Below are 20,859 nucleotides of genomic sequence, written 5' to 3' on the forward strand. Positions count from 1 at the left end.
GTCGCTCCGGGCAACGTGCGTCCGCCGAACGGGTGAGCCACCGGTGTGAAGCCCGTAAGAAGTAGTCTGCCCGGCTCGCGCGCATGGCGCGTCCGGTGTCGGCGCGTGTGCGGAGCGTGGCCGGAAGCCATCCCGTCGAGGCGCTGATACCCTGGTAGCCCGTGGACCGGTGGGCTCGAAACCCCCGAACCGCAGCGACCCCAGACCGCGACCACGGGAGCCCCCTCTTGGCCATGCCACCGGCTGCTTTTCGAAATGGCACAGCTACGACGACCAAGCACATCTTCGTCACCGGGGGTGTCGCCTCCTCTCTCGGCAAGGGTCTGACCGCCTCCAGCCTGGGCATGCTGCTCAAGGCGCGCGGTCTGCGTGTCGTGATGCAGAAGCTCGACCCGTATCTGAACGTCGACCCGGGCACGATGAACCCCTTCCAGCACGGTGAGGTGTTCGTCACCAACGACGGCGCCGAGACCGACCTGGACATCGGCCACTACGAGCGCTTCCTCGACCGCGACCTCGACGGCTCGGCGAACGTCACCACCGGCCAGGTGTACTCGACGGTGATCGCCAAGGAGCGGCGCGGCGAGTACCTGGGCGACACCGTGCAGGTCATCCCGCACATCACCAACGAGATCAAGCACCGCATCCGCCGGATGGCGACGGACGAGGTCGACGTGGTGATCACCGAGGTCGGCGGCACGGTCGGCGACATCGAGTCGCTGCCGTTCCTGGAGACCGTCCGCCAGGTGCGGCACGAGGTCGGCCGGGACAACGTCTTCGTGGTGCATATCTCGCTCCTGCCCTACATCGGGCCCTCCGGCGAGCTGAAGACCAAGCCCACCCAGCACTCCGTGGCCGCCCTGCGGAACATCGGTATCCAGCCCGACGCGATCGTGCTGCGCTGCGACCGCGAGGTGCCGACCGCCATCAAGCGCAAGATCTCGCTGATGTGCGACGTCGACGAGGCGGCGGTCGTGGCCTGCCCGGACGCGCGGTCCATCTACGACATCCCGAAGACCGTGCACGGCGAGGGCCTGGACGCCTATGTCGTCCGCAAGCTGGACCTGCCGTTCCGTGATGTGGACTGGACGACCTGGGACGACCTGCTCGACCGCGTCCACAACCCCGACCACGAGATCACCCTCGCGCTGGTCGGCAAGTACATCGACCTGCCCGACGCCTACCTCTCGGTCACCGAGGCGCTGCGCGCGGGCGGCTTCGCCAACAAGGCCCGCGTGAAGATCAAGTGGGTCACCTCCGACGACTGCAAGACCCCGGCCGGCGCCAAGGCCCAGCTCGCCGACGTCGACGGCATCTGCATCCCGGGCGGCTTCGGCGACCGCGGTGTGCTCGGCAAGGTCGGCGCGATCCGCTACGCCCGCGAGAACAGGATCCCGCTGCTGGGCCTGTGCCTGGGCCTGCAGTGCATCGTGATCGAGGCGGCCCGCAACCTCGCCGACATCGGCGACGCGAACTCCACCGAGTTCGACGCGGCCACCGCGCACCCGGTGATCTCCACCATGGCCGAGCAGCTCGACATCGTGGCGGGCGAGGGCGACATGGGCGGAACGATGCGCCTGGGCATGTACCCGGCCAAGCTGGCGGAGGGCTCCATCGTCCGTGAGGTCTACGACGGCAAGGAGTACGTCGAGGAGCGGCACCGGCACCGCTACGAGGTGAACAACGCCTACCGCGCCGAGCTGGAGAAGAAGGCGGGCATCCTGTTCTCCGGCACCTCGCCGGACGGCAAGCTCGTCGAGTACGTCGAGTACCCGCGCGACGTGCACCCCTACCTGGTCGCCACCCAGGCGCACCCCGAGCTGCGCTCGCGGCCGACGCGCCCGCACCCGCTGTTCGCGGGCCTGGTGAAGGCCTCGGTCGAGCGGCAGCGGGCCGAGGGCGAGCGGCTGCCGGCCGAGGGCGAGCGGGAGAATTCCAAGTAACACACCAGCTTGTACGGTGGCCGGGGTGCATACCTTCAAAGGTGGGCACCCCGGTTTTCGTTCGTGCAGGTGGAAGGACGGCAGAGGGCAATGACGATCAAGGACACCCCCGAGGCGTGGGAGATCCGCTCCACGGAGACCCCGTTCGTGGGCAACAAGACCTCCGTCCGCACGGATGAGGTGGTCATGCCCGACGGCGGTGTGGTGCGCCGCGACTACCAGGTCCACCCCGGTTCCGTCGCCGTCCTCGCCCTCGACGACGAGGACCGGGTGCTGCTCATCAAGCAGTACCGCCACCCCGTACGGCACAAGCTCTGGGAGATCCCGGCCGGCCTGCTCGACGTGCCCGGCGAGAACCCGCTGCACGCCGCGCAGCGCGAGCTGTACGAGGAGGCGCACGTCAAGGCCGAGGACTGGCGGGTGCTGACGGACGTGTACACGACTCCCGGCGGCTGCGACGAGTCCGTACGGATCTTCCTCGCCCGGGGGCTGTCCGAGGCGGACGGACAGCGCTTCGAGGTGGAGGACGAGGAGGCCGACATGGAGCACGCGCGTGTGCCGGTCGACGAGCTCGTCCGCGCCGTTCTCGCCGGCGATGTGCACAACAACTGCCTCGTCGTGGGCGTGCTGTCGTTCGTGGCCGCACGCGGCGGGGACGGCCTCGACGCGCTCCGTCCCGCGGAGGCGCCGTGGCCGGCGCGCCCGTTCGAGGCCTGAGCCACCTCGAGGACGCTGCGGTATGACGATCGCCTGATCCGATCGGGGGACCTCGTGGCCGTGCCCCGCCGTCCTGCGCCCGGAACGTCGCAGAGCGTGAACTAGGCTCTGGAATCGCCCGATCCGGAGTTCCGGCGGGCAGGCGTGCGCGTGGGACGGGAGTGTGGCCCGTGACGGATCAGGCAGTGGACACAGGCGGCGTACAGCTGTCCGGACACGCTGCGACACGGGGTCAATTCCTGGGCCGGACCCGGGAGTTGAAGGAACTGCGCGCCGACATCGAACGCACCGGGCTGGACACCCTGACCGGGAAGAAGGCCCCCCGCGCGCGCGTGCTCCTCATCGCGGGCCGGCCCGGCTCCGGCCGCACCGCGCTCGCCGAGGAACTCGTACGGCAGGTCGCCCGCCGCTACCGCGACGGCGTCCTGCGCACCCGGCTCGCCGAACCCGACGGCACCCCCGTCCCCGTCGAGCACGCCGCCCGCGATCTGCTCACCGCCCTGGACCTGCCGACCCCGGCAGGCGCCGACGAGGACGAGCTCGCGGCCACCCTGCGCGAGGCCCTCGCGGACCGGCGCGCGCTGATCCTGCTGGACGACGCGGCCGGCGCGGACCAGGTCGACGCGCTGCTGCCGGACACCCCGGAATGCCTGCTCGTCGCCGTCTCCGCGGGCCCCCTCACCGGCATCGCGGACGTCCGCCCCTGCACCCTCGGCGGCCTGGACACCAAGTCCGCCCTCGACCTCCTCACCCGCTACACCGGCTCGGTCCGCATCACCGTCGACCCGCGCGCCGCCGAGGGCCTGGTCGAGATCTGCCAGGGCCAGCCCGCCGCGCTGGTCCTGGCCGGTGGCTGGCTCGCCGCCCGCCCCCAGGCTGCCGTCTCCGACCTCGCCAAACAGCTGCACGCGGAGATCGCCGAGGACTCCGCGCGGACCCCGCTCAGCCGGATCTTCGGCCTCGTCCACGCCACCCTGTCCGCCCCCGCCGCCCGCACCCTGCGCCTGCTGTCCTTGGCCCCGGCCGGGCTCGTCGACCCGCACACCGCCTCCGCCCTCGCCGGCTGCTCGATGAGCGCCGCGCAGACCGCCCTGGACGACCTCACCGCCCTCGGCCTGCTGCGGGCCGTGGACTCCCCACTGCCCGAGTACGAGGTCCCCGGCGCCCTGCACCCCCTGCTGCGCGCCGCCGCCGAGGCCCATGAACGCCCCGCCGAGCTCCAGCTGGCCCGTGCCCGGATGTTCGAGCGGACGGTACGGCTGCTGCAGTCCTGCCGGGCCGTCACCGAGCCGGACAACCCCCAGGCACGCGAGAAGCTCCAGGGCACGCCCCGGGCCCTGCGCTTCCCCACCCGGGCCGCCGCCGCCGAGTGGCTGACCGCTCGCCGCCCCGCCCTGCTCGCCGCCGCCCGCGCGGCCGTCGCGGACGGTGAGCTGGACACCCTGGCCCGCAGGCTGATGTCCCAGCTGGTGAGGACGATGGTCGCGCACTTCGGCACCCAGGCGGCCGCGTCCGACCTGTACGGCATCCACCAGCTCGTCCTCGACGTGGCCGAGCGCCGCGACCTGCCCCGGGAGAAGGCCGCCGCCCTGCTGAACCTGGCCGACGTCGACGCCAGGACCGGGCGCACGGCCGAGGCCCTGGTGCGCTACCGGGCGGCACTGGACGCCGGACGGGCGGCGCACGACCCGTATGCGACCGGCCGCGCGATGGAATCCGTAGGAGGCGCGCATCTGGAGCTCGGGGACTACGAGCGGGCCGCCGACTGGTTCGGCCGGGCCCTCGCCCAGCGCCTGGCCCGCGACGAGCGCGCGGACGCCGCCCGGCTGTACGGCCGTATCGCCACCGCGCACACCTACGCGGGCCGCTACGGCGAGGCACAGCGGGCCTGGCGGGCCGCGGCGGCCGGACACCGCAAGAACGGCGACGTGGCCGCCCACGCGCGGGCGTTGAGCGAGCTGGCACGGGTCCAGGAGTACGCGGGGCGGCCCGAGGAATCGCTGCGCACCTGCGAGGAGGCGCTGGAGTGGGCGCGGCGCGCCGAGGACACCCGGCTGCAGGCGGCGGTGCGGCTGCGGCTCGCCGACACCCTGGACCACCTGGGCGATCCGACGGCCGCGCGGCTGCACCGAGGCGAGGCCGGCCGGCTGCTGGAGGAGGACCCCCGGGACGCCCATGGGAACGACCATGAGGACGACCACGAGGGGGCCCAGACCGGGGGGCCGGATCCGCGATCGGCTGGAACACAGCCCTAACGCCTGCGAAATCCGTAGTGCATCTGCTGAAGATTGATGCATTGAAAGGCTAGACAGCGGGAACACCTTCATTAGACTGGCTCTGCCGCACCTTCTCCTGCGGTGTATCCCGGTGTACCCCTTGCATCCGGGTATGTATCTCTATGCCCACCCCCCTCTGAGCCAAGGACCGTGATCGACGTGAAGGTCGGCATCCCCCGCGAGGTCAAGAACAACGAGTTCCGGGTGGCCATCACCCCCGCCGGTGTGCACGAGCTGGTGCGCCACGGCCACCAGGTGGTCATCGAGCGCAACGCCGGCGTCGGCTCGTCGATCACCGACGAGGAGTACGTGGCCGCGGGCGCCCGGATCCTGGAGACGGCCGACGAGGTGTGGGCCACCGCCGACCTGCTGCTGAAGGTCAAGGAGCCGATCGCCGAGGAGTACCACCGCCTCCGCAAGGACCAGACCCTCTTCACCTACCTCCACCTGGCCGCGTCCAAGGAGTGCACGGACGCCCTTCTGGAGTCCGGGACGACCGCGATCGCCTACGAGACCGTCGAGCTCCCGAACCGCGCGCTGCCGCTGCTCGCGCCCATGTCCGAGGTCGCCGGCCGCCTCGCCCCGCAGGTCGGCGCCTACCACCTGATGCGGGCCGGCGGCGGCCGCGGTGTGCTGCCCGGCGGTGTCCCCGGCGTGCCGGCCGGCAAGGCCGTCGTCATCGGCGGCGGGGTCTCCGGCTGGAACGCGGCCCAGATCGCCATCGGCATGGGCTTCCACGTCACCCTGCTCGACAAGGACATCAACAAGCTCAAGGAAGCCGACAAGGTCTTCGGCACGAAGATCCAGACCGTCGTCTCCAACACCTTCGAGCTGGAGAAGGCCTGCCTCGAGGCCGACCTCGTCATCGGCGCCGTCCTCATCCCGGGCGCCAAGGCCCCGAAGCTGGTCACCAACGAGCTGGTGTCCCGCATGAAGCCCGGAAGTGTCCTTGTCGACATCGCGATCGACCAGGGAGGCTGCTTCGAGGACTCCCGGCCCACCACCCACGCCGAGCCGACCTTCCCGGTCCACGACTCGGTCTTCTACTGCGTCGCCAACATGCCCGGCGCCGTCCCCAACACCTCCACCTACGCGCTCACCAACGCCACGCTGCCCTACATCGTCGAACTCGCCGACCGGGGCTGGGTGGAGGCGCTGCGCCGCGACGCCGCGCTCGCCCGGGGTCTCAACACCCATGACGGGAAGGTCGTTTACCGCGAGGTGGCGGAGGCGCACGGCCTGGAGCACACGGAGCTCGACCAGCTCCTCGGCTGAGCCCGCGTGCCGGACCCCCTCGGCCGGCACCGCGATTAAGTCACCTTTTCGCAAAGGCGATACGTCAACAAGGCGCGTCAACGACGAAGACACGGCCGGACCTTGCCCCACAAGGTCCGGCCGGATGTGTGTATGGTCACTTTGCGGCACTCGGTCAACTCGCCTCGAACGTAACCCTTCGACCGATTCGCACACCGGTTGAACCTGCCGTGCGACGGCCGTACGCCCTTGACAGAGGGATGTTTCATTGCCGACACATCGGGCCGGGTCCGGCGGATTGTGTTGCTGCGGACGCCCGACACGCCATAGAGTCGCCAACCGTCGGCATGGTGCCACGCTGACCTTGTCTAGAAGTTTCCTGGTCACCAAGGAGGTAAGACGACTTGTGAATGAGTCGACATTTGCTCCCGGGGGTGGTCAACCAGGAATGCCTACGCGGGGCCCGGGCCCCACGGGGCTCGAGGCTGTCGGCTCCGTCGCTGTCCGAACCTTCGCAGCCCACCAGAGCCAGACCAGCCCCCTCACGGCTCTGTCAGCACACCAGAGCATGGACGGTCATCACGTGAACGCCATGGCCGGCGACGGAAGTGGCGCGCCCCACAACCACTTCGCCGACTACGACGAACTGCCCGACGGGCACTTCTACGACCCCGACGCCGAATACGAGCCGGACCCGGAGTACGCGGCCACGCTCGCGCCCGACGCTGCCCGCCAGCGCCGCGAGCGCGTCGGCCCGACGGGCCGCCCGCTGCCGTACTTCCCGATCCCGGGACCGCTGACCAACCACGGTCCCGCGACGATCATCGCGATGTGCAACCAGAAGGGCGGCGTCGGCAAGACGACGTCGACCATCAACCTGGGCGCCGCGCTCGCGGAGTACGGACGCCGGGTGCTGCTCGTCGACTTCGACCCGCAGGGCGCGCTGTCGGTGGGTCTCGGCGTCAACCCGATGGAGCTCGACCTCACGGTCTACAACCTGCTCATGGAGCGGGGCATGGCGGCCGACGAGGTGCTCCTGAAGACCGCGGTCCCCAACATGGACCTGCTGCCCTCCAACATCGACCTGTCGGCCGCCGAGGTCCAGCTGGTCTCCGAGGTCGCGCGCGAGTCGACCCTCCAGCGGGCGCTCAAGCCGCTGATGGACGACTACGACTACATCGTCATCGACTGCCAGCCCTCGCTCGGTCTGCTGACCGTGAACGCGCTGACGGCCGCGCACAAGGTGATCGTGCCGCTGGAGTGCGAGTTCTTCGCGCTGCGTGGTGTGGCGCTGCTGACCGAGACCATCGAGAAGGTCCAGGAGCGGCTCAACCCGGAGCTGGAGCTCGACGGCATCCTCGCCACGATGTACGACTCGCGCACGGTCCACAGCCGTGAGGTCCTGGCCCGGGTGGTCGAGGCCTTCGACGACCACGTCTACCACACGGTCATCGGGCGCACGGTCCGCTTCCCGGAGACCACGGTCGCCGGTGAGCCGATCACCACGTACGCCTCCAACTCCGTCGGTGCCGCCGCCTACCGCCAGCTCGCCAGGGAGGTGCTCGCCCGGTGTCACGCCGAGTGAGTCTGCCGGGGGCCGACGAACTCTTCCGTACGACAGGGGGAATGGCGCTTCAGCCGTCCGCACCCCGACGCCAGGCCGGTGGCGAGGCCCGGGTGCCCGCCCCGGCCGGCGAGAGCGACGGGGTCGCCGCGGGCGAGGACGCGCCGCAGGCCGTGCCCGCGCAGGGCGGGGACGGCGAGGGCGCGGAGCATGTGGCGGCCGACGCCGACCAGACCGTCGCCGGGGAGCGTCCCGCGCGGCGGCCCGCGGCACCGGCGCAGGAAGGTTCTGCCTCCGCCGGCGAGGCTCAGTCGCGCAAGCGGGGGCGGCAGGCCGCGCGGCGGCCCAGCGGGCGCGAGCGGCACGACGAGAAGATCACGGTGTACGTGTCCGCCGAGGAACTCATGGACCTGGAGCACGCCCGGCTGGTGCTGCGCGGCGAGCACGGGCTGGCCGTGGACCGGGGGCGGATCGTGCGGGAGGCTGTCGCCGTGGTGCTGGCCGATCTGGAGGCCCGGGGAGACGCCAGCATCCTCGTACGACGGTTGCGGGGGCGGTAGGGGTAGCCTGCGGGGGCTATGACCTCCTCCGACGATGCTTCCGCGCCCGGCAGAGCCGGTGGTCGTCGGCGTGTGCTGGGCCGGGGGCCCGGGGCCGAGGTCGAGTCTCCGGCTGAGGCCGGTGGGGCGTTGTGCCCACCCGTTCCGCCCAGCGGAACGCCTGCCCACAACGCCGGCGAACCTGAAATGGGACCGCCCGTTGTACAACCGGAGGGCGCGGCCCCCGAGGCCCCCGAGGCCCCCGAGGCTTCCGAAGTCCCCGATGGTGTCTTCAAGGTGCGGCTGGCGAACTTCGAGGGGCCGTTCGATCTGTTGCTTCAGTTGATCTCGAAGCACAAGCTGGACGTCACCGAGGTCGCGCTGTCGAAGGTGACCGACGAGTTCATGGCGCACATCCGGGCCATGGGGCCGGACTGGGATCTCGATCAGACCACCGAGTTCCTCGTCGTCGCCGCCACCCTGCTCGATCTGAAGGCCGCCCGGCTGCTGCCCGCCGCCGAGGTGGAGGACGAGGCCGACCTCGCGCTGCTGGAGGCCCGGGACCTGCTCTTCGCGCGGCTGCTCCAGTACCGCGCGTACAAACAGGTCGCCGACGTCTTCACGTACCGGCTCGATGTCGAGGCCCGCCGCTACCCCCGTACCGTCGGCCTCGAACCGCACCACGCCGAGCTGCTGCCCGAGGTGGTCATCAGCATCGGGGCGGAAGGATTCGCCAGGCTCGCGGTGAAGGCGATGCAGCCCAAAGCGAAGCCGCAGGTGTACGTCGACCACATCCACGCGCCGCTGGTGAGCGTGCAGGAGCAGGCCGGGATCGTCGTCGCCCGGCTGCGGGAGCTGGGCGAGGCCAGCTTCCGGACGCTCGTCGAGGACACCGACGACACCCTGACCGTCGTGGCCCGGTTCCTGGCGCTGCTGGAGCTGTACCGGGAGAAGGCGGTCGCGCTCGACCAGGAGACCGCGCTCGGTGAACTGCTCGTGCGCTGGACCGCCGGGGACGGGGACGCCCAGCCGATGGTCACCGACGAGTTCGACCGGCCGCCGGAGACACCCGAGGAGCCCGAGAAGGAGAAGAAGCCGTGACCGAGAGCACCGTCGCCGCGCTCGATCTCAAGGGCGCCCTGGAGGCCGTTCTGATGGTCGTGGACGAGCCCGCCACCGAGGAGCACCTCGCGAAGATCGTGGAGCGGCCCCGGCGGCAGGTCGCCGACGCGCTGCGCGAACTGGCCGACGAATACACCGTGCAGGGGCGCGGCTTCGAGCTGCGGTTCGTCGCGGGCGGCTGGCGGTTCTACACGCGCGCGGAGTACGCGCCGGCGGTGGAGCGGTTCGTGCTGGACGGGCAGCAGGCCCGGCTCACCCAGGCCGCGCTGGAGACGCTCGCCGTGGTCGCCTACCGCCAGCCGGTCAGCCGCAGCCGGGTCTCCGCGGTGCGCGGAGTCAACTGCGACGGTGTGATGCGCACCCTGTTGCAGCGCGGTCTGGTCGAGGAGGCGGGCACGGAACCCGAAACAGGTGCGATCCTGTATGCGACGACGAACTACTTCCTGGAGCGGATGGGCCTGCGCGGTCTGGACGAGCTCCCGGAGCTCGCGCCCTTCCTCCCGGAGGCGGAGGCGATCGAGGCCGAGACCCAGGAAGCCGTGCCGTCGTTCGACCCGGACGCCCCGGACACGGACGACGGGCCCACGACGAAGACGACTGACACGACGACGACGGAACTTTGATGCGAAGCAGCGGCAGCGGTAGCGGCAAAAGCGGCGGGCGCGGTAACTACCGCGGAGCCGGCAACAGCAGGGACCAGAAGCAGGGTGGCCAGGGCGGCCAGGGGCGCCCCCGCAAGCCCCGTCCCGAGGAGCGCCGCTACGACGTCGGCCCCTCCGCCTCCCCGGACGGCCCGAAGTCCGGGCGCGGCGGCTCCGCGCGCGGCGGCGCCAAGGGCGGCCCGAGGAAGCCCCAGCCCCAGCGCGGGCGTACGGCCCCGGGCAGCTCCCGCGAGTACGAGGCGCGGGCCGAGGAGCGCAACCGCGAGCGGTACGCCGGCAAGAAGGACATCAAGCTGCCCAAGACCTTCCCGGGCGCCGAGCAGGAGGGCGAGCGGCTGCAGAAGGTCCTCGCGCGCGCCGGCTACGGCTCGCGGCGGGCCTGCGAGGAGCTGATCGAGCAGGCGCGGGTCGAGGTCAACGGCGAGATCGTGCTCGAGCAGGGCAAGCGCGTCGACCCGGAGAAGGACGAGGTCAAGGTCGACGGCCTGACGGTCGCGACGCAGTCGTACCAGTTCTTCTCGCTGAACAAGCCCGCCGGTGTCGTCTCGACGATGGAGGACCCGGAGGGGCGCCAGTGCCTCGGGGACTACGTCACCAACCGGGAGACGCGGCTCTTCCACGTCGGCCGGCTCGACACCGAGACCGAGGGCGTCATCCTGCTCACCAACCACGGTGAGCTGGCGCACCGGCTGACGCACCCGAAGTACGGCGTGAAGAAGACCTACCTCGCCGCCATCGTCGGCCCGATCCCGCGCGACCTGGGCAAGAAGCTCAAGGACGGCATCCAGCTGGAGGACGGGTACGCGCGCGCGGACCACTTCCGGGTCGTCGAGCAGACCGGCAAGAACTACCTCGTCGAGGTCACCCTGCACGAGGGCCGCAAGCACATCGTGCGCCGCATGCTGGCCGAGGCTGGCTTCCCGGTCGAGAAGCTGGTGCGCACGTCCTTCGGGCCGATCACCCTGGGCGACCAGAAGTCGGGCTGGCTGCGTCGGCTGTCCAACACGGAGGTCGGCATGCTGATGAACGAGGTCGACCTCTAGAGGCGTTCTGCAGGCGCTTTGCAGGCGCTCTGCACGGCTGTGTGGCGGCCGGTACCGGGTTCTCCGGTGCCGGCCGCTTCCGTTTGTGCAAAAGGCGGTCAGAGCGGCACTGAGGGCTTGTGGTCCAGCGACTCATTCTTTATAGTCGGCATGACTATTAGTCATAGTGACCATAAAGGCTGACCGCAAAGGGGGCGGTAAGAGTGCAGGGCTACGACAAGTACGCGCACGAACCCTTCGCCGTCACCGTCGACCTCGCCGTCCTCACGCTCCGCGAAGGCGCGCTGCACGTCCTGCTCGTCGAGCGCGGGCAGGAGCCGTACGCCGGGACGTGGGCGCTGCCCGGGGGGTTCGTGCTGCCGGACGAGTCCGCCGAGACGGCCGCCCGGCGCGAACTGGCCGAGGAGACCGGCCTGGACGACGTGACCTCGGCGTCCGGGCTGCACCTGGAGCAGCTGCGCACCTACAGCGAGCCCGGCCGCGACCCCCGGATGCGGGTCGTGTCCGTCGCGTTCGCCGCACTGCTGCCCGACGCGCCCGAACCGCACGGCGGCGGCGACGCGGCCCAGGCCCGCTGGCTGCCGTACGACAAGGCCGGTCCGCTCGCCTTCGACCACGACCGGATCCTGGCCGACGCGCACGACCGCGTCGGCGCCAAGCTCGAGTACACCTGCCTCGCGACCTCCTTCTGCCCGCCCGAGTTCACCCTCGGGGAGCTCCAGCAGGTCTACGAGACGGTCTGGGGGACGGGGCTCGACCGTCCCAACTTCCGCCGCAAGGTGCTGGCCACACCGGGGTTCGTCGAACCGGTGCCCGGAGCCGCGCGGCTGACCGGCGGCCGCGGCAAACCGGCCGCCCTCTACCGCGCGGGCACCGCCACCGCGCTCCACCCGCCCCTGCTGCGACCGCCCCGGGAAGGACGTTCCACATGACCATGACCACCGTGAGGAAGCGCGCCGCCACCGGCGCCCTGCTGGGCCTCGCCCTCGGCGACGCGCTCGGCTTCCCCACCGAGTTCGACGACGTCCCCTCGATCCTCGCCAAGTGCGGGCCCTGGCGGGAGATGGAGCTGCCACGGCGCCCGTTCGTCTCCGACGACACCCAGATGACCCTCGCCGTCGCCCGCGCCCTGCGCACCGCGATGGACCGCGGGCTGCTCGTGCCCACCCGGCTGGAGCGGCCCCTGCGCGAGGAGTTCGTGGACTGGTACCAGTCGCCCGAGAACAACCGCGCCCCCGGCCGGACCTGCCTGACCGCCTGCGCTCTGCTGAGGGACGAGCGGCGGCTGTGGCAGGACGCCAGCCAGATCGGCTCCAAGGGCTGCGGCGCCAACATGCGCGTCGCCCCGGTCGGTCTGGCCCCCGGCCTCAGCGAGGAACAGCGCGCCGGGGCCGCCCAGTTCCAGTCCGCGCTCACCCACGGACACCCCACCGCGCTCGCCGCCTCCGACCTCACCGCCCACGCCGTGCGGCTCCTCGCGCAGGGCGTCCCGCCGGCCGGCCTGGTCGGGCAGCTGCGGTCGTACGCCGTCGCCAACCGCACCCGCTACCACCACCGCTGGCTCGGCGACCTGTGGACCCGCGGCCAGGACCCGTCCGCCGAGCACTTCATCGCGCGCGGCTGGGACGAGTGCCTGGACGTCCTGGACCGCCTCGCCGAGGCGCTGCGCGACCCGGCACCCGAGAGCGACCCGTGCCTGGCCACGGGGGCGGGCTGGATCGCCGAGGAGGCCATGGCCACGGGGCTGCTGTGCTTCCTGCTCTTCCCGGACGAGCCGGTGACCGCGCTGCGCCGGGCCGCCTGCTCCTCCGGCGACTCCGACTCCATCGCCTGTCTGACGGGCGCCTTCGCGGGGGCGTACGCGGGCACGGACGCCTGGCCCACGCCCTGGGCGGACCGGATCGAGTACCAGGGGGAGCTGGTGACGCTCGGCGCGCTGTGGGACCTGTGATCAGAACAGCTGTGATCAGGTCGGCTGTGATCAGGTCAGCGTGATGCTGTCGCCCTGCACCGTGATCTGCTTCTGTGGCAGCGGCTTCGTCGCCGGACCGGAGGCCACCGAGCCGTCGGCGATACGGAACTCGCTCTTGTGACAGGCGCAGTTGATCGTGCCGTCGGCGACAGTGCTGACCGTGCAGCCCTGATGGGTGCAGATCGCCGAGAAGGCCTTGAAGTCGCCCTTCGCGGGCTGGGTGACGACGACCTTCTCGGCCGTGAAGATCCTGCCGCCGCCTTCGGGGATGTCGGTGGTCTTGGCCAGCGCGCCACCGGCGGCGGTGGACTTCGTCGAGTCCGCCGCGTCCGACGACGAACCGCCGCCGTCGTCGTCGTTGCCGCAGCCCGTGGCGAGGGCGGCCGCGGCGCCGCCCGTCACGATGAGCACCGTGCGTCGTGTCGGGGAGAGGGTCATGTCGTCACTCCGAGGATGCGGAAGCACGTACAGGGGCCAGCCAAGCCCGTACCGGCGGCGCCCCGCAACCGGACGCGCCGCGTCTCAGGGGGCGGGCGGGGCGCACTCGCGTCGGCGTGGGCTGACTAGGCTGGATGTCACAAGAGCCGTACATCAGCGATATCAGCGAGGAGCAGCGCCGTGGCGGTACGAGCGGTCCGGGGAGCCGTCCAACTGGAACGCGACGAGGCCGGGCACATGGACGAGCAGGTCGGGGCCCTGCTCACCGCAGTCCTGGAGCGGAACTCCCTCAGCGCGGACGACCTGATCAGCATCTGGTTCACGGCCACGCCCGACCTGCACAGCGACTTCCCGGCCGCCGCCGCCCGCAAGCTGGGCATCGTCGACGTCCCGCTGATCTGCGCCCAGGAACTCGACATCGCGGGCGCCATGCCCCGTGTCGTACGCCTGCTCGCGCACGTCGAGTCCGACCGGCCGCGCGCCGAGATCAGCCATGTCTACCTCGGCGCCGCCGCCGCCCTGCGCAAGGACATCGCCCAGTGAGGACCGCGCTCGTCATCGGCACCGGGCTCATCGGCACCTCCGCCGCGCTCGCCCTCGCCCAGCGGGGCGTCGTCGTCCATCTGGAGGACCACGACCCCGGACAGGCCCGTACGGCCGCCGCGCTCGGCGCCGGCACCGACGAGGCGCCGGACGGGCCCGTCGACCTCGCCCTGGTCGCCGCCCCGCCCGCCCATGTGGCCACCGTGCTCGCCGACGCCATGCGCCGGGGCGTGGCCCGCGGCTACCTGGACGTGGCCAGCGTCAAGGGCGGGCCGCGCCGGGAACTGGAGGCGCTCGGCCTGGACCCGTCGGTGATGTCGAAGTACATCGGCACGCACCCCATGTCCGGCCGGGAGAAGTCCGGCCCGCTGGCCGCGACCGGCGATCTCTTCGAGGGCCGGCCCTGGGTGCTGACCCCCACCCGGGACACCGACACCGAGGTCCTCAACCTCGCCCTGGAACTCGTCTCGCACTGCCGGGCCGTCCCGGTGGTGATGGACGCCGACGCGCACGACCGCGCCGTCGCGCTCGTCTCCCACATGCCCCACCTGGTCTCCAGCATGGTCGCCGCCCGGCTGCAGAACGCGGAGGAAGCCGCCGTACGGCTGTGCGGGCAGGGCATCCGGGACGTCACCCGCATCGCCGCCTCCGACCCCCGGATGTGGATCGACATCCTCTCCGCGAACCCGGGGCCCGTCGCCGACCTGCTCACCGACGTCGCCGCCGACCTGGACGAGACCGTGCGGGCCCTGCGCGCGCTGCAGTCCTCCGACGCGGCCAAGCACCGCGAGGGCGTCGACGGCATCGAGGACGTCCTGCGCCGCGGCAACGCCGGACAGGTCCGCGTCCCCGGCAAGCACGGTACGGCCCCGCGCGCGTACGAGGTCGTCGCCGTGCTCATCGACGACCAGCCGGGACAGCTGGCGCGCATCTTCGCGGACGCCGGGCAGGCGGGCGTCAACGTCGAGGACGTACGCATCGAACACGCGACCGGGCAGCAGGCGGGGCTGGTGCAGCTGATGGTCGAACCGAAGTCGGCGACGGTTCTCTCGGCGGCGCTGCGGGAACGGGGCTGGGCGATCCGGCAGTAGACGGTACGCACCAGGTTCCGAGGACCTCGGCCGGAAGACCTCGGCCAGAAGGGTGACGCGTGGCCGGTAACCTTGTGCGGGGCACAGTCGCGCCCCGTACACCCACCGCCTCGCACCAGGAAGGTGTCCCCCCGTGGAAAACGGCGCCGCCCAGCCCGTGATTGTCGCCATCGACGGCCCCTCGGGCACGGGCAAGTCGAGCACGTCCAAGGCCGTGGCCGCCCAGCTCGGGCTGAGCTACCTGGACACCGGCGCCCAGTACCGGGCGATCACCTGGTGGATGGTGACGAACGGGATCGACATCGAGGACCCCACGGCGATCGCCGCCGTAGCGGGCAAGGCGGAGATCCTCTCCGGTACCGACCCGGCGAACCCGACGATCACTGTCGACGGCGTCGACGTCGCCGGCCCGATCCGCACCCAGGAGGTCACCTCCCGGGTCAGCGCGGTCAGCGCGGTGCCCGAGGTGCGGGCCCGGATCACCGAGCTGCAGCGGTCGCTGGCCACCGGCGCGGAGAAGGGCATCGTCGTCGAGGGCCGGGACATCGGTACGACCGTGCTGCCCGACGCCGACCTGAAGATCTTCCTCACCGCCTCCCCGGAGGCGCGCGCCGCCCGCCGCAGCGGCGAGCTGAAGGGCTCCGACGTCGCCGCCACCCGCGAGGCGCTGATCAAGCGGGACGCGGCCGACTCCTCCCGCAAGACCTCCCCGCTCGCCAAGGCGGACGACGCCGTCGAGGTGGACACCACCGAGCTGACCCTCGCCCAGGTCATCGAGTGCGTCGTCACCCTCGTCGAGGAGAAGCGGGCCGGACGGTGAGCGAGCTGGAGCTGCCCTCCGAGAAGGGTGCCGAGATCGGGCGGCGCATCGGCGTCGGCCTGATGTACGGCCTGTGGCGGCCGCGGGTGCTGGGTGCCTGGAAGGTGCCCGCCAGCGGTCCGGTGATCTTCGCGCCCAACCACTCCCACAACCTCGACGGCCCGATGGTCATCGGCGTGGCGCCCCGGGCGTCGCACTTCCTGGTGAAGAAGGAGGCGTTCGTCGGCCCGGTCGGCACGTTCATGGTCCGCACCGGCCAGATCGCGGTCGACCGTGCGAGCACCGACCGCACCGCGATCGCCCGCGCCCTCGGCGTCCTGGAGAACGGCGGCGTCCTCGGTATCTTCCCCGAGGGCACCCGCGGCGAGGGCGACTTCGCCTCCCTGCGCGCCGGGCTCGCCTACTTCGCCGTACGCAGCGGGGCGCCGATCGTGCCCGTCGCGGTGCTGGGAAGTTCCGAGCGGCGCGGGCGGTTGATAAAGGGGCTGCCCCCGCTGCGCTCCCGCGTCGACGTCGTCTTCGGCGACCCGTTCGAGGCGGGCGACGGCAGCGGACGGCGTACGCGGAAGGCGCTGGACGAGGCGACCGAGCGCATCCAGAAGCACCTGGCCGCCCACCTGGACCACGCGAGGCGGCTCACCGGCCGCCCGCCCACGGGCGAATAAACGCAGGGCGCCCGACCGGGCGCTGGGCAACACTGAGTAGTGGATCAACCGGAACCACCGGAACCACCGGAACCACCGGGGTGATCCACCGACCACCACGATGGAACGACGAGGTACGCACTTCATGAACGACCACATCCAGCCCGGCGGCTCGGACGGTTTCGAGCACGATCACGGGGCGCTCGGCGACGCCGAGTACGCGGAGTTCATGGAGCTCGCCGCGGAAGAGGGCTTCGACCTCGAGGACGTCGAGGGCGCCATCGAGGAGGCCGGACACGGCCCCCTCCCGGTGCTCGCGGTCGTCGGCCGTCCGAACGTCGGCAAGTCGACCCTCGTGAACCGGATCATCGGCCGCCGTGAGGCGGTCGTCGAGGACAAGCCCGGCGTCACCCGTGACCGCGTCACGTACGAGGCCGAGTGGGCGGGCCGCCGCTTCAAGGTCGTCGACACCGGGGGCTGGGAGCAGGACGTCCTCGGCATCGACGCCTCCGTGGCCGCGCAGGCCGAGTACGCCATCGAGGCCGCCGACGCGGTCGTCTTCGTGGTGGACGCCAAGGTCGGCGCCACCGACACCGACGAGGCCGTCGTACGGCTGCTGCGCAAGGCCGGGAAGCCGGTCGTGCTCTGCGCCAACAAGGTCGACGGACCGAGCGGCGAGGCGGATGCCGCGTACCTCTGGTCCCTCGGCCTCGGCGAGCCGCACCCCGTCTCCGCACTCCACGGCCGTGGCACCGGCGACATGCTGGACGCCGTCCTGGACGTGCTGCCGGACGCCCCCGAGCAGAGCTTCGGCGGCGCCGGGATCGGCGGTCCCCGCCGGATCGCCCTCATCGGCCGCCCGAACGTCGGCAAGTCGTCCCTGCTGAACAAGGTGGCGGGCGAGGAGCGCGTCGTCGTCAACGAACTGGCCGGCACCACCCGTGACCCCGTCGACGAGCTCATCGAACTCGGCGGCGTGACCTGGAAGTTCGTCGACACCGCCGGTATCCGCAAGCGCGTCCACCTCCAGCAGGGCGCCGACTACTACGCCTCGCTGCGCACCGCGGCCGCGGTCGAGAAGGCCGAGGTGGCGGTCATCCTGATCGACGCCGCCGAGTCCATCTCGGTGCAGGACCAGCGCATCGTGACGATGGCCGTCGAGGCCGGCCGTGCGATGGTCATCGCCTACAACAAGTGGGACACCCTCGACGAGGAGCGCCGCTACTACCTGGAGCGGGAGATCGAGACCGAGTTCGGCCAGGTCGCCTGGGCGCCCCGGGTCAACGTCTCGGCGCGCACCGGCCGGCACATGGAGAAGCTGGTCCCGGCGATCGAGACCGCCCTGGCCGGCTGGGAGACCCGGGTCCCCACGGGCCGCCTCAACGCCTTCCTCGGCGAGCTGGTCGCCGCCCACCCGCACCCGATCCGGGGCGGCAAGCAGCCGCGCATCCTCTTCGGCACCCAGGCGGGCACCAAGCCGCCGCGGTTCGTCCTCTTCGCCTCCGGCTTCATCGAGGCGGGCTACCGCCGCTTCATCGAGCGCCGGCTGCGCGAGGAGTTCGGCTTCGAGGGCACCCCGATCCATATCTCGGTGCGGGTGCGCGAGAAGCGCGGCAAGAAGAAGTAAGCGTGAGCGAGGGGAGTTCCTGACGTCGTCACGAGCTCCCCTCGGCTCAGAAGCCCTGTCGGGAACCCGGCGGAAGCGCCGCCGGGACGGGCACCATCGCGGTGGACGTCGGCTGCCGCTCCGGCTGCTGCTGGCCGATCTGCCCGACCCGCTGCCACTGCGACTGCTGCCGGGCGCTCTGCACGCCCGCGCTGTAGGCGCTGTAGGAGTGGCTGAACGAACCGGGCCGGTACGCCGTCGGCGCGCCCGTGGTCGTCGGGATGTTCCCGAAGGCGGTGAACCCCAGATCGTCCTCACCGCTGCGGTCACCGGGCAGCGAGCGGAACGTCTTGACGTACTCGGCGTAGAGCGCGTCGTAGATCGGCGTGGCCGATGGGCCGCCCTGAGGGTCCGGGGCCGGTCGCGCGGAGGGGACCGACGGATAGGCCAGGCGGCGGGGAACGTCATAGCTGTGCACGTAAGTGAAAACGACGGCGCACTTCAAGAGATGCGGTTGAGGAGCGCCCCGAAAGGGGCGCGGGGCTGTACTCATTTGCGGCTCCGCCGCGTGGGCGCGACGAGCCACGACGGTGCCGCGGCCGCCGTACATCCGCACCCCCTTCTCGGTGGGCGCTCAGGTCCCGGCAAGCGGCATCGCCGCCCCCACCAGCTTCCCGTTCGCCGCGGCCTTGTCCAGCGCGTCCCGCAGCAGATCCTCCCGGGGCTGCCGCCCGATCGACCCCACCGGCGCCGCGAACATCAGCACCTGCTGGTGCTTGTTGGCGGCGGCCCGCCACCCCTCCGTCACCTGCAGCGGCTGATGCGCCTGCCACCAGGCGACCGGCTGCCCGCCGTTCGCCGAGGGCTGCAGTACGGCGTGCAGCTGACCCATCGCCAGCAGCACGGACCAGCCGTGCTGCACCGGCGGCACCTCGGACAGCTCGGACAGTGGCATGAAGCCCTGCTCGATGAGGAGCGGCAGGAAGTCGTCGCCGGCGCCGACGGTGCCGGGGCGCACGATGGGCGCGGTGGGCTCGACGACCAGCGCGGGGTGCAATTCCCCGGCGAGCAGCACGAGTCCGCTGGTCACGCCGAGGACGGCCTGCTCGGGGACGGCCTTCTGCGGGTCCAGGTCGACGGTGTCGCCGCTGATGGAGCGGACGGCGCCCTGGAGCTGTTCCTCGGTGACCTGGACGACCTGCGAGGGCAGACAGGTGGCGTGGGCGAAGGCGAGGACGGCGGTCTCGTCCCCGACGAACAGGACGGTGCTGGTGCGCTCGTGCGCGGAGTCGCCCGGGGTGCGGCAGGACGTGCAGTCGTAACTGCCCGGGGCGTTGTCTCCGGCGAGCAGCCGGTTGGCTTCTTCGTCGCCGATCTCGGCGCGTACCTCGTTGCTGACGTCGAGCATGCGCGGCACGGGTGACTCCCTCGGAAGGCGGTGCGTTGGCGGGCCGGGTGGGTCCCCGGCTCATGAGGTGACAACGGGGGAGCTGTGGTGGGGGTCACGCTGGACGACTGAGTCGTTACCATCGCCGAACACAGTCGGTCACGTTGCGTGCGGAATCTGGCACCCTCTGTCAAGTAACGGGAAGGTTACGAGGGTTGGCTTCGTGAACTGACTCACAGCACGCCTCAACAGCTGTCCGGTAAATCGTGAAATGGCGGTATGTAGTGGGTGGCCGAAATTGGCCGCTACCTACGGTAACCCTCAACTGGCCTGCGACAACAGGCATTTGGTTGATAACGGCTCGTCAGGCTCCCTAGATTGCTCCGCCGTGTGCAGCGAGCACCGCTCGGGTACGTCCACCAGCCGCGCAGAGCAGGACCGGCGCAGTGACACCGCCGGTGGACGGGGGCGGAGCGCGACACCCGCGTCGACACGTGGGAAGCGCCCCGCCCGGGGGGAAGCCCGGGTTTGCAGAGAGGGAACTTCATGTCCGAGTGTGCCGATCACTACACCCGCAAGACGCGCAAGACGGCGGTCCTCGCCGGGGCGGCTCTGCTCGCCCCCCTGGGACTGCTGGCCGCGAGCGGCAACGCCGCGGCGGCGGACAGCGGGGTGTGGGACCGCATCGCCCAGTGCGAGAGCGGAGGCAACTGGCACATCAACACCGGCAACGGCTACTACGGCGGACTGCAGTTCTCCGCCTCCACCTGGCGCGCCTACGGCGGTTCGGCCTACGCGGCCACCGCCGACCGGGCCAGCCGGGAGCAGCAGATAGCCGTCGCCACCAAGGTCCAGAAGTCCCAGGGCTGGGGTGCCTGGCCGGTCTGCTCGGCCCGCGCCGGAGCCACCGGCAGCGCTCCGTCGACCTCCGGGTCCTCCTCCACCAAGTCGAGTTCCAGCAAGTCGGGTTCCAGCAAGTCGAATTCGAGCAAGTCGGCGAACACGACGAAGTCCGGCTCGTCGCAGAGCAGTTCGTCCAAGGCGCCCGAGCGCACGCCGACCGGCACCTCGCGCGGCAGCAGCCGCGGCGACTACACCGTCCGCGTCGGTGACACCCTCAGCACCATCGCCGCCGCGCACAACACCACCTGGCAGCGCCTCTACGCCGCCAACAAGGGCGTCATCGGCGGCGACCCCGACCTGATCCTGCCGGGCCAGCGCCTCGCGTTCTGAGCCGG

20 protein-coding genes are annotated in these 20,859 nt (G+C 71.4%); 17 read left to right on the forward strand and 3 right to left on the reverse strand.

Annotated features, from left to right (window positions below):
* Nucleotides 1–233 precede the first annotated feature (233 nt).
* The 11 genes from ACLZN2_RS21985 to ACLZN2_RS22035 all read left to right on the forward strand — a co-directional run bounded on the left by ACLZN2_RS21985 (nt 234) and on the right by ACLZN2_RS22035 (nt 13,071).
* Nucleotides 234–1,943, forward strand: coding sequence for a CTP synthase (locus ACLZN2_RS21985; RefSeq protein ID WP_416980770.1), 1,710 nt, complete (start codon nt 234–236; stop codon nt 1,941–1,943).
* Between the two features lie 90 nt (nt 1,944–2,033).
* Nucleotides 2,034–2,660, forward strand: a complete 627-nt coding sequence (locus ACLZN2_RS21990; protein WP_416980632.1) for an NUDIX domain-containing protein — start codon at nt 2,034–2,036, stop codon at nt 2,658–2,660.
* Between the two features lie 170 nt (nt 2,661–2,830).
* The gene (locus ACLZN2_RS21995; RefSeq protein WP_416980634.1) at nt 2,831–4,915 is read left to right on the forward strand and encodes a tetratricopeptide repeat protein; all 2,085 of its coding nucleotides are present in this window, start codon (nt 2,831–2,833) and stop codon (nt 4,913–4,915) included.
* A gap of 171 nt (nt 4,916–5,086) precedes the next feature.
* On the forward strand, nt 5,087–6,211 hold the full coding sequence (gene ald / locus ACLZN2_RS22000; RefSeq protein ID WP_416980636.1) for an alanine dehydrogenase: 1,125 nt from the start codon (nt 5,087–5,089) through the stop codon (nt 6,209–6,211).
* 427 nt (nt 6,212–6,638) lie between these two features.
* On the forward strand, nt 6,639–7,775 hold the full coding sequence (locus ACLZN2_RS22005; RefSeq protein WP_416980638.1) for a ParA family protein: 1,137 nt from the start codon (nt 6,639–6,641) through the stop codon (nt 7,773–7,775).
* Nucleotides 7,760–8,314, forward strand: coding sequence for a hypothetical protein (locus ACLZN2_RS22010; protein ID WP_416980640.1), 555 nt, complete (start codon nt 7,760–7,762; stop codon nt 8,312–8,314). The genes ACLZN2_RS22005 and ACLZN2_RS22010 overlap by 16 nt, the downstream gene beginning before the upstream one ends.
* 18 nt (nt 8,315–8,332) lie before the next feature.
* A complete protein-coding gene (locus tag ACLZN2_RS22015; RefSeq protein ID WP_416980642.1) occupies nt 8,333–9,394 on the forward strand; it encodes a segregation and condensation protein A in 1,062 nt (353 codons plus the stop codon).
* Nucleotides 9,391–10,038: an SMC-Scp complex subunit ScpB gene (scpB, locus tag ACLZN2_RS22020; RefSeq protein WP_359003288.1), complete on the forward strand. Its 648-nt coding sequence runs from the start codon at nt 9,391–9,393 to the stop codon at nt 10,036–10,038. Before ACLZN2_RS22015 ends, scpB begins: the two co-directional genes overlap by 4 nt.
* Nucleotides 10,038–11,120, forward strand: a complete 1,083-nt coding sequence (locus ACLZN2_RS22025) for a pseudouridine synthase (RefSeq protein WP_416980644.1) — start codon at nt 10,038–10,040, stop codon at nt 11,118–11,120. Before scpB ends, ACLZN2_RS22025 begins: the two co-directional genes overlap by 1 nt.
* 203 nt (nt 11,121–11,323) lie before the next feature.
* A complete protein-coding gene (locus ACLZN2_RS22030) occupies nt 11,324–12,052 on the forward strand; it encodes an NUDIX hydrolase (RefSeq protein ID WP_416980646.1) in 729 nt (242 codons plus the stop codon).
* Entirely contained in the window at nt 12,049–13,071 is a 1,023-nt protein-coding gene (locus ACLZN2_RS22035; protein WP_416980648.1) for an ADP-ribosylglycohydrolase family protein, read from the forward strand. Before ACLZN2_RS22030 ends, ACLZN2_RS22035 begins: the two co-directional genes overlap by 4 nt.
* A gap of 30 nt (nt 13,072–13,101) precedes the next feature.
* Here the strand turns inward: ACLZN2_RS22035 and ACLZN2_RS22040 are convergent, their stop codons facing one another.
* Complete coding sequence (locus ACLZN2_RS22040; protein ID WP_416980649.1) at nt 13,102–13,530, reverse strand: Rieske (2Fe-2S) protein; 429 nt, start codon at nt 13,528–13,530, stop codon at nt 13,102–13,104.
* Nucleotides 13,531–13,710: 180 nt separating this feature from the next.
* Here ACLZN2_RS22040 and aroH point away from each other — a divergent pair, with 180 nt between their 5' ends.
* From aroH to der, 5 genes are all read left to right on the forward strand, one after another.
* Nucleotides 13,711–14,073, forward strand: coding sequence for a chorismate mutase (gene aroH, locus ACLZN2_RS22045; RefSeq protein WP_416980651.1), 363 nt, complete (start codon nt 13,711–13,713; stop codon nt 14,071–14,073).
* Nucleotides 14,070–15,164 carry a prephenate dehydrogenase gene (locus tag ACLZN2_RS22050; protein WP_416980653.1) on the forward strand — a complete coding sequence of 365 codons (1,095 nt, stop codon included), beginning with the start codon at nt 14,070–14,072 and terminating at the stop codon, nt 15,162–15,164. Before aroH ends, ACLZN2_RS22050 begins: the two co-directional genes overlap by 4 nt.
* Before the next feature lie 133 nt (nt 15,165–15,297).
* Nucleotides 15,298–15,984: a (d)CMP kinase gene (gene cmk, locus ACLZN2_RS22055; RefSeq protein ID WP_416980655.1), complete on the forward strand. Its 687-nt coding sequence runs from the start codon at nt 15,298–15,300 to the stop codon at nt 15,982–15,984.
* The gene (locus ACLZN2_RS22060; RefSeq protein ID WP_416980657.1) at nt 15,942–16,649 is read left to right on the forward strand and encodes a lysophospholipid acyltransferase family protein; all 708 of its coding nucleotides are present in this window, start codon (nt 15,942–15,944) and stop codon (nt 16,647–16,649) included. Before cmk ends, ACLZN2_RS22060 begins: the two co-directional genes overlap by 43 nt.
* A 124-nt stretch (nt 16,650–16,773) precedes the next feature.
* Nucleotides 16,774–18,255 carry a ribosome biogenesis GTPase Der gene (gene der, locus ACLZN2_RS22065; RefSeq protein ID WP_416980659.1) on the forward strand — a complete coding sequence of 494 codons (1,482 nt, stop codon included), beginning with the start codon at nt 16,774–16,776 and terminating at the stop codon, nt 18,253–18,255.
* A gap of 46 nt (nt 18,256–18,301) precedes the next feature.
* Here the strand turns inward: der and ACLZN2_RS22070 are convergent, their stop codons facing one another.
* Together ACLZN2_RS22070 and ACLZN2_RS22075 are read right to left on the reverse strand one after the other, a co-directional pair.
* Nucleotides 18,302–18,712, reverse strand: a complete 411-nt coding sequence (locus ACLZN2_RS22070; RefSeq protein WP_416980661.1) for a hypothetical protein — start codon at nt 18,710–18,712, stop codon at nt 18,302–18,304.
* 156 nt (nt 18,713–18,868) lie between these two features.
* Nucleotides 18,869–19,651: a hypothetical protein gene (locus ACLZN2_RS22075; RefSeq protein ID WP_416980663.1), complete on the reverse strand. Its 783-nt coding sequence runs from the start codon at nt 19,649–19,651 to the stop codon at nt 18,869–18,871.
* Nucleotides 19,652–20,167: 516 nt separating this feature from the next.
* Here ACLZN2_RS22075 and ACLZN2_RS22080 point away from each other — a divergent pair.
* Complete coding sequence (locus ACLZN2_RS22080) at nt 20,168–20,854, forward strand: transglycosylase family protein (RefSeq protein ID WP_416980665.1); 687 nt, start codon at nt 20,168–20,170, stop codon at nt 20,852–20,854.
* Nucleotides 20,855–20,859: the final 5 nt, after the last annotated feature.

It is taken from the genome of Streptomyces sp. T028 (assembly GCF_048159505.1).
Classification (GTDB): Bacteria; Actinomycetota; Actinomycetes; order Streptomycetales; family Streptomycetaceae; genus Streptomyces.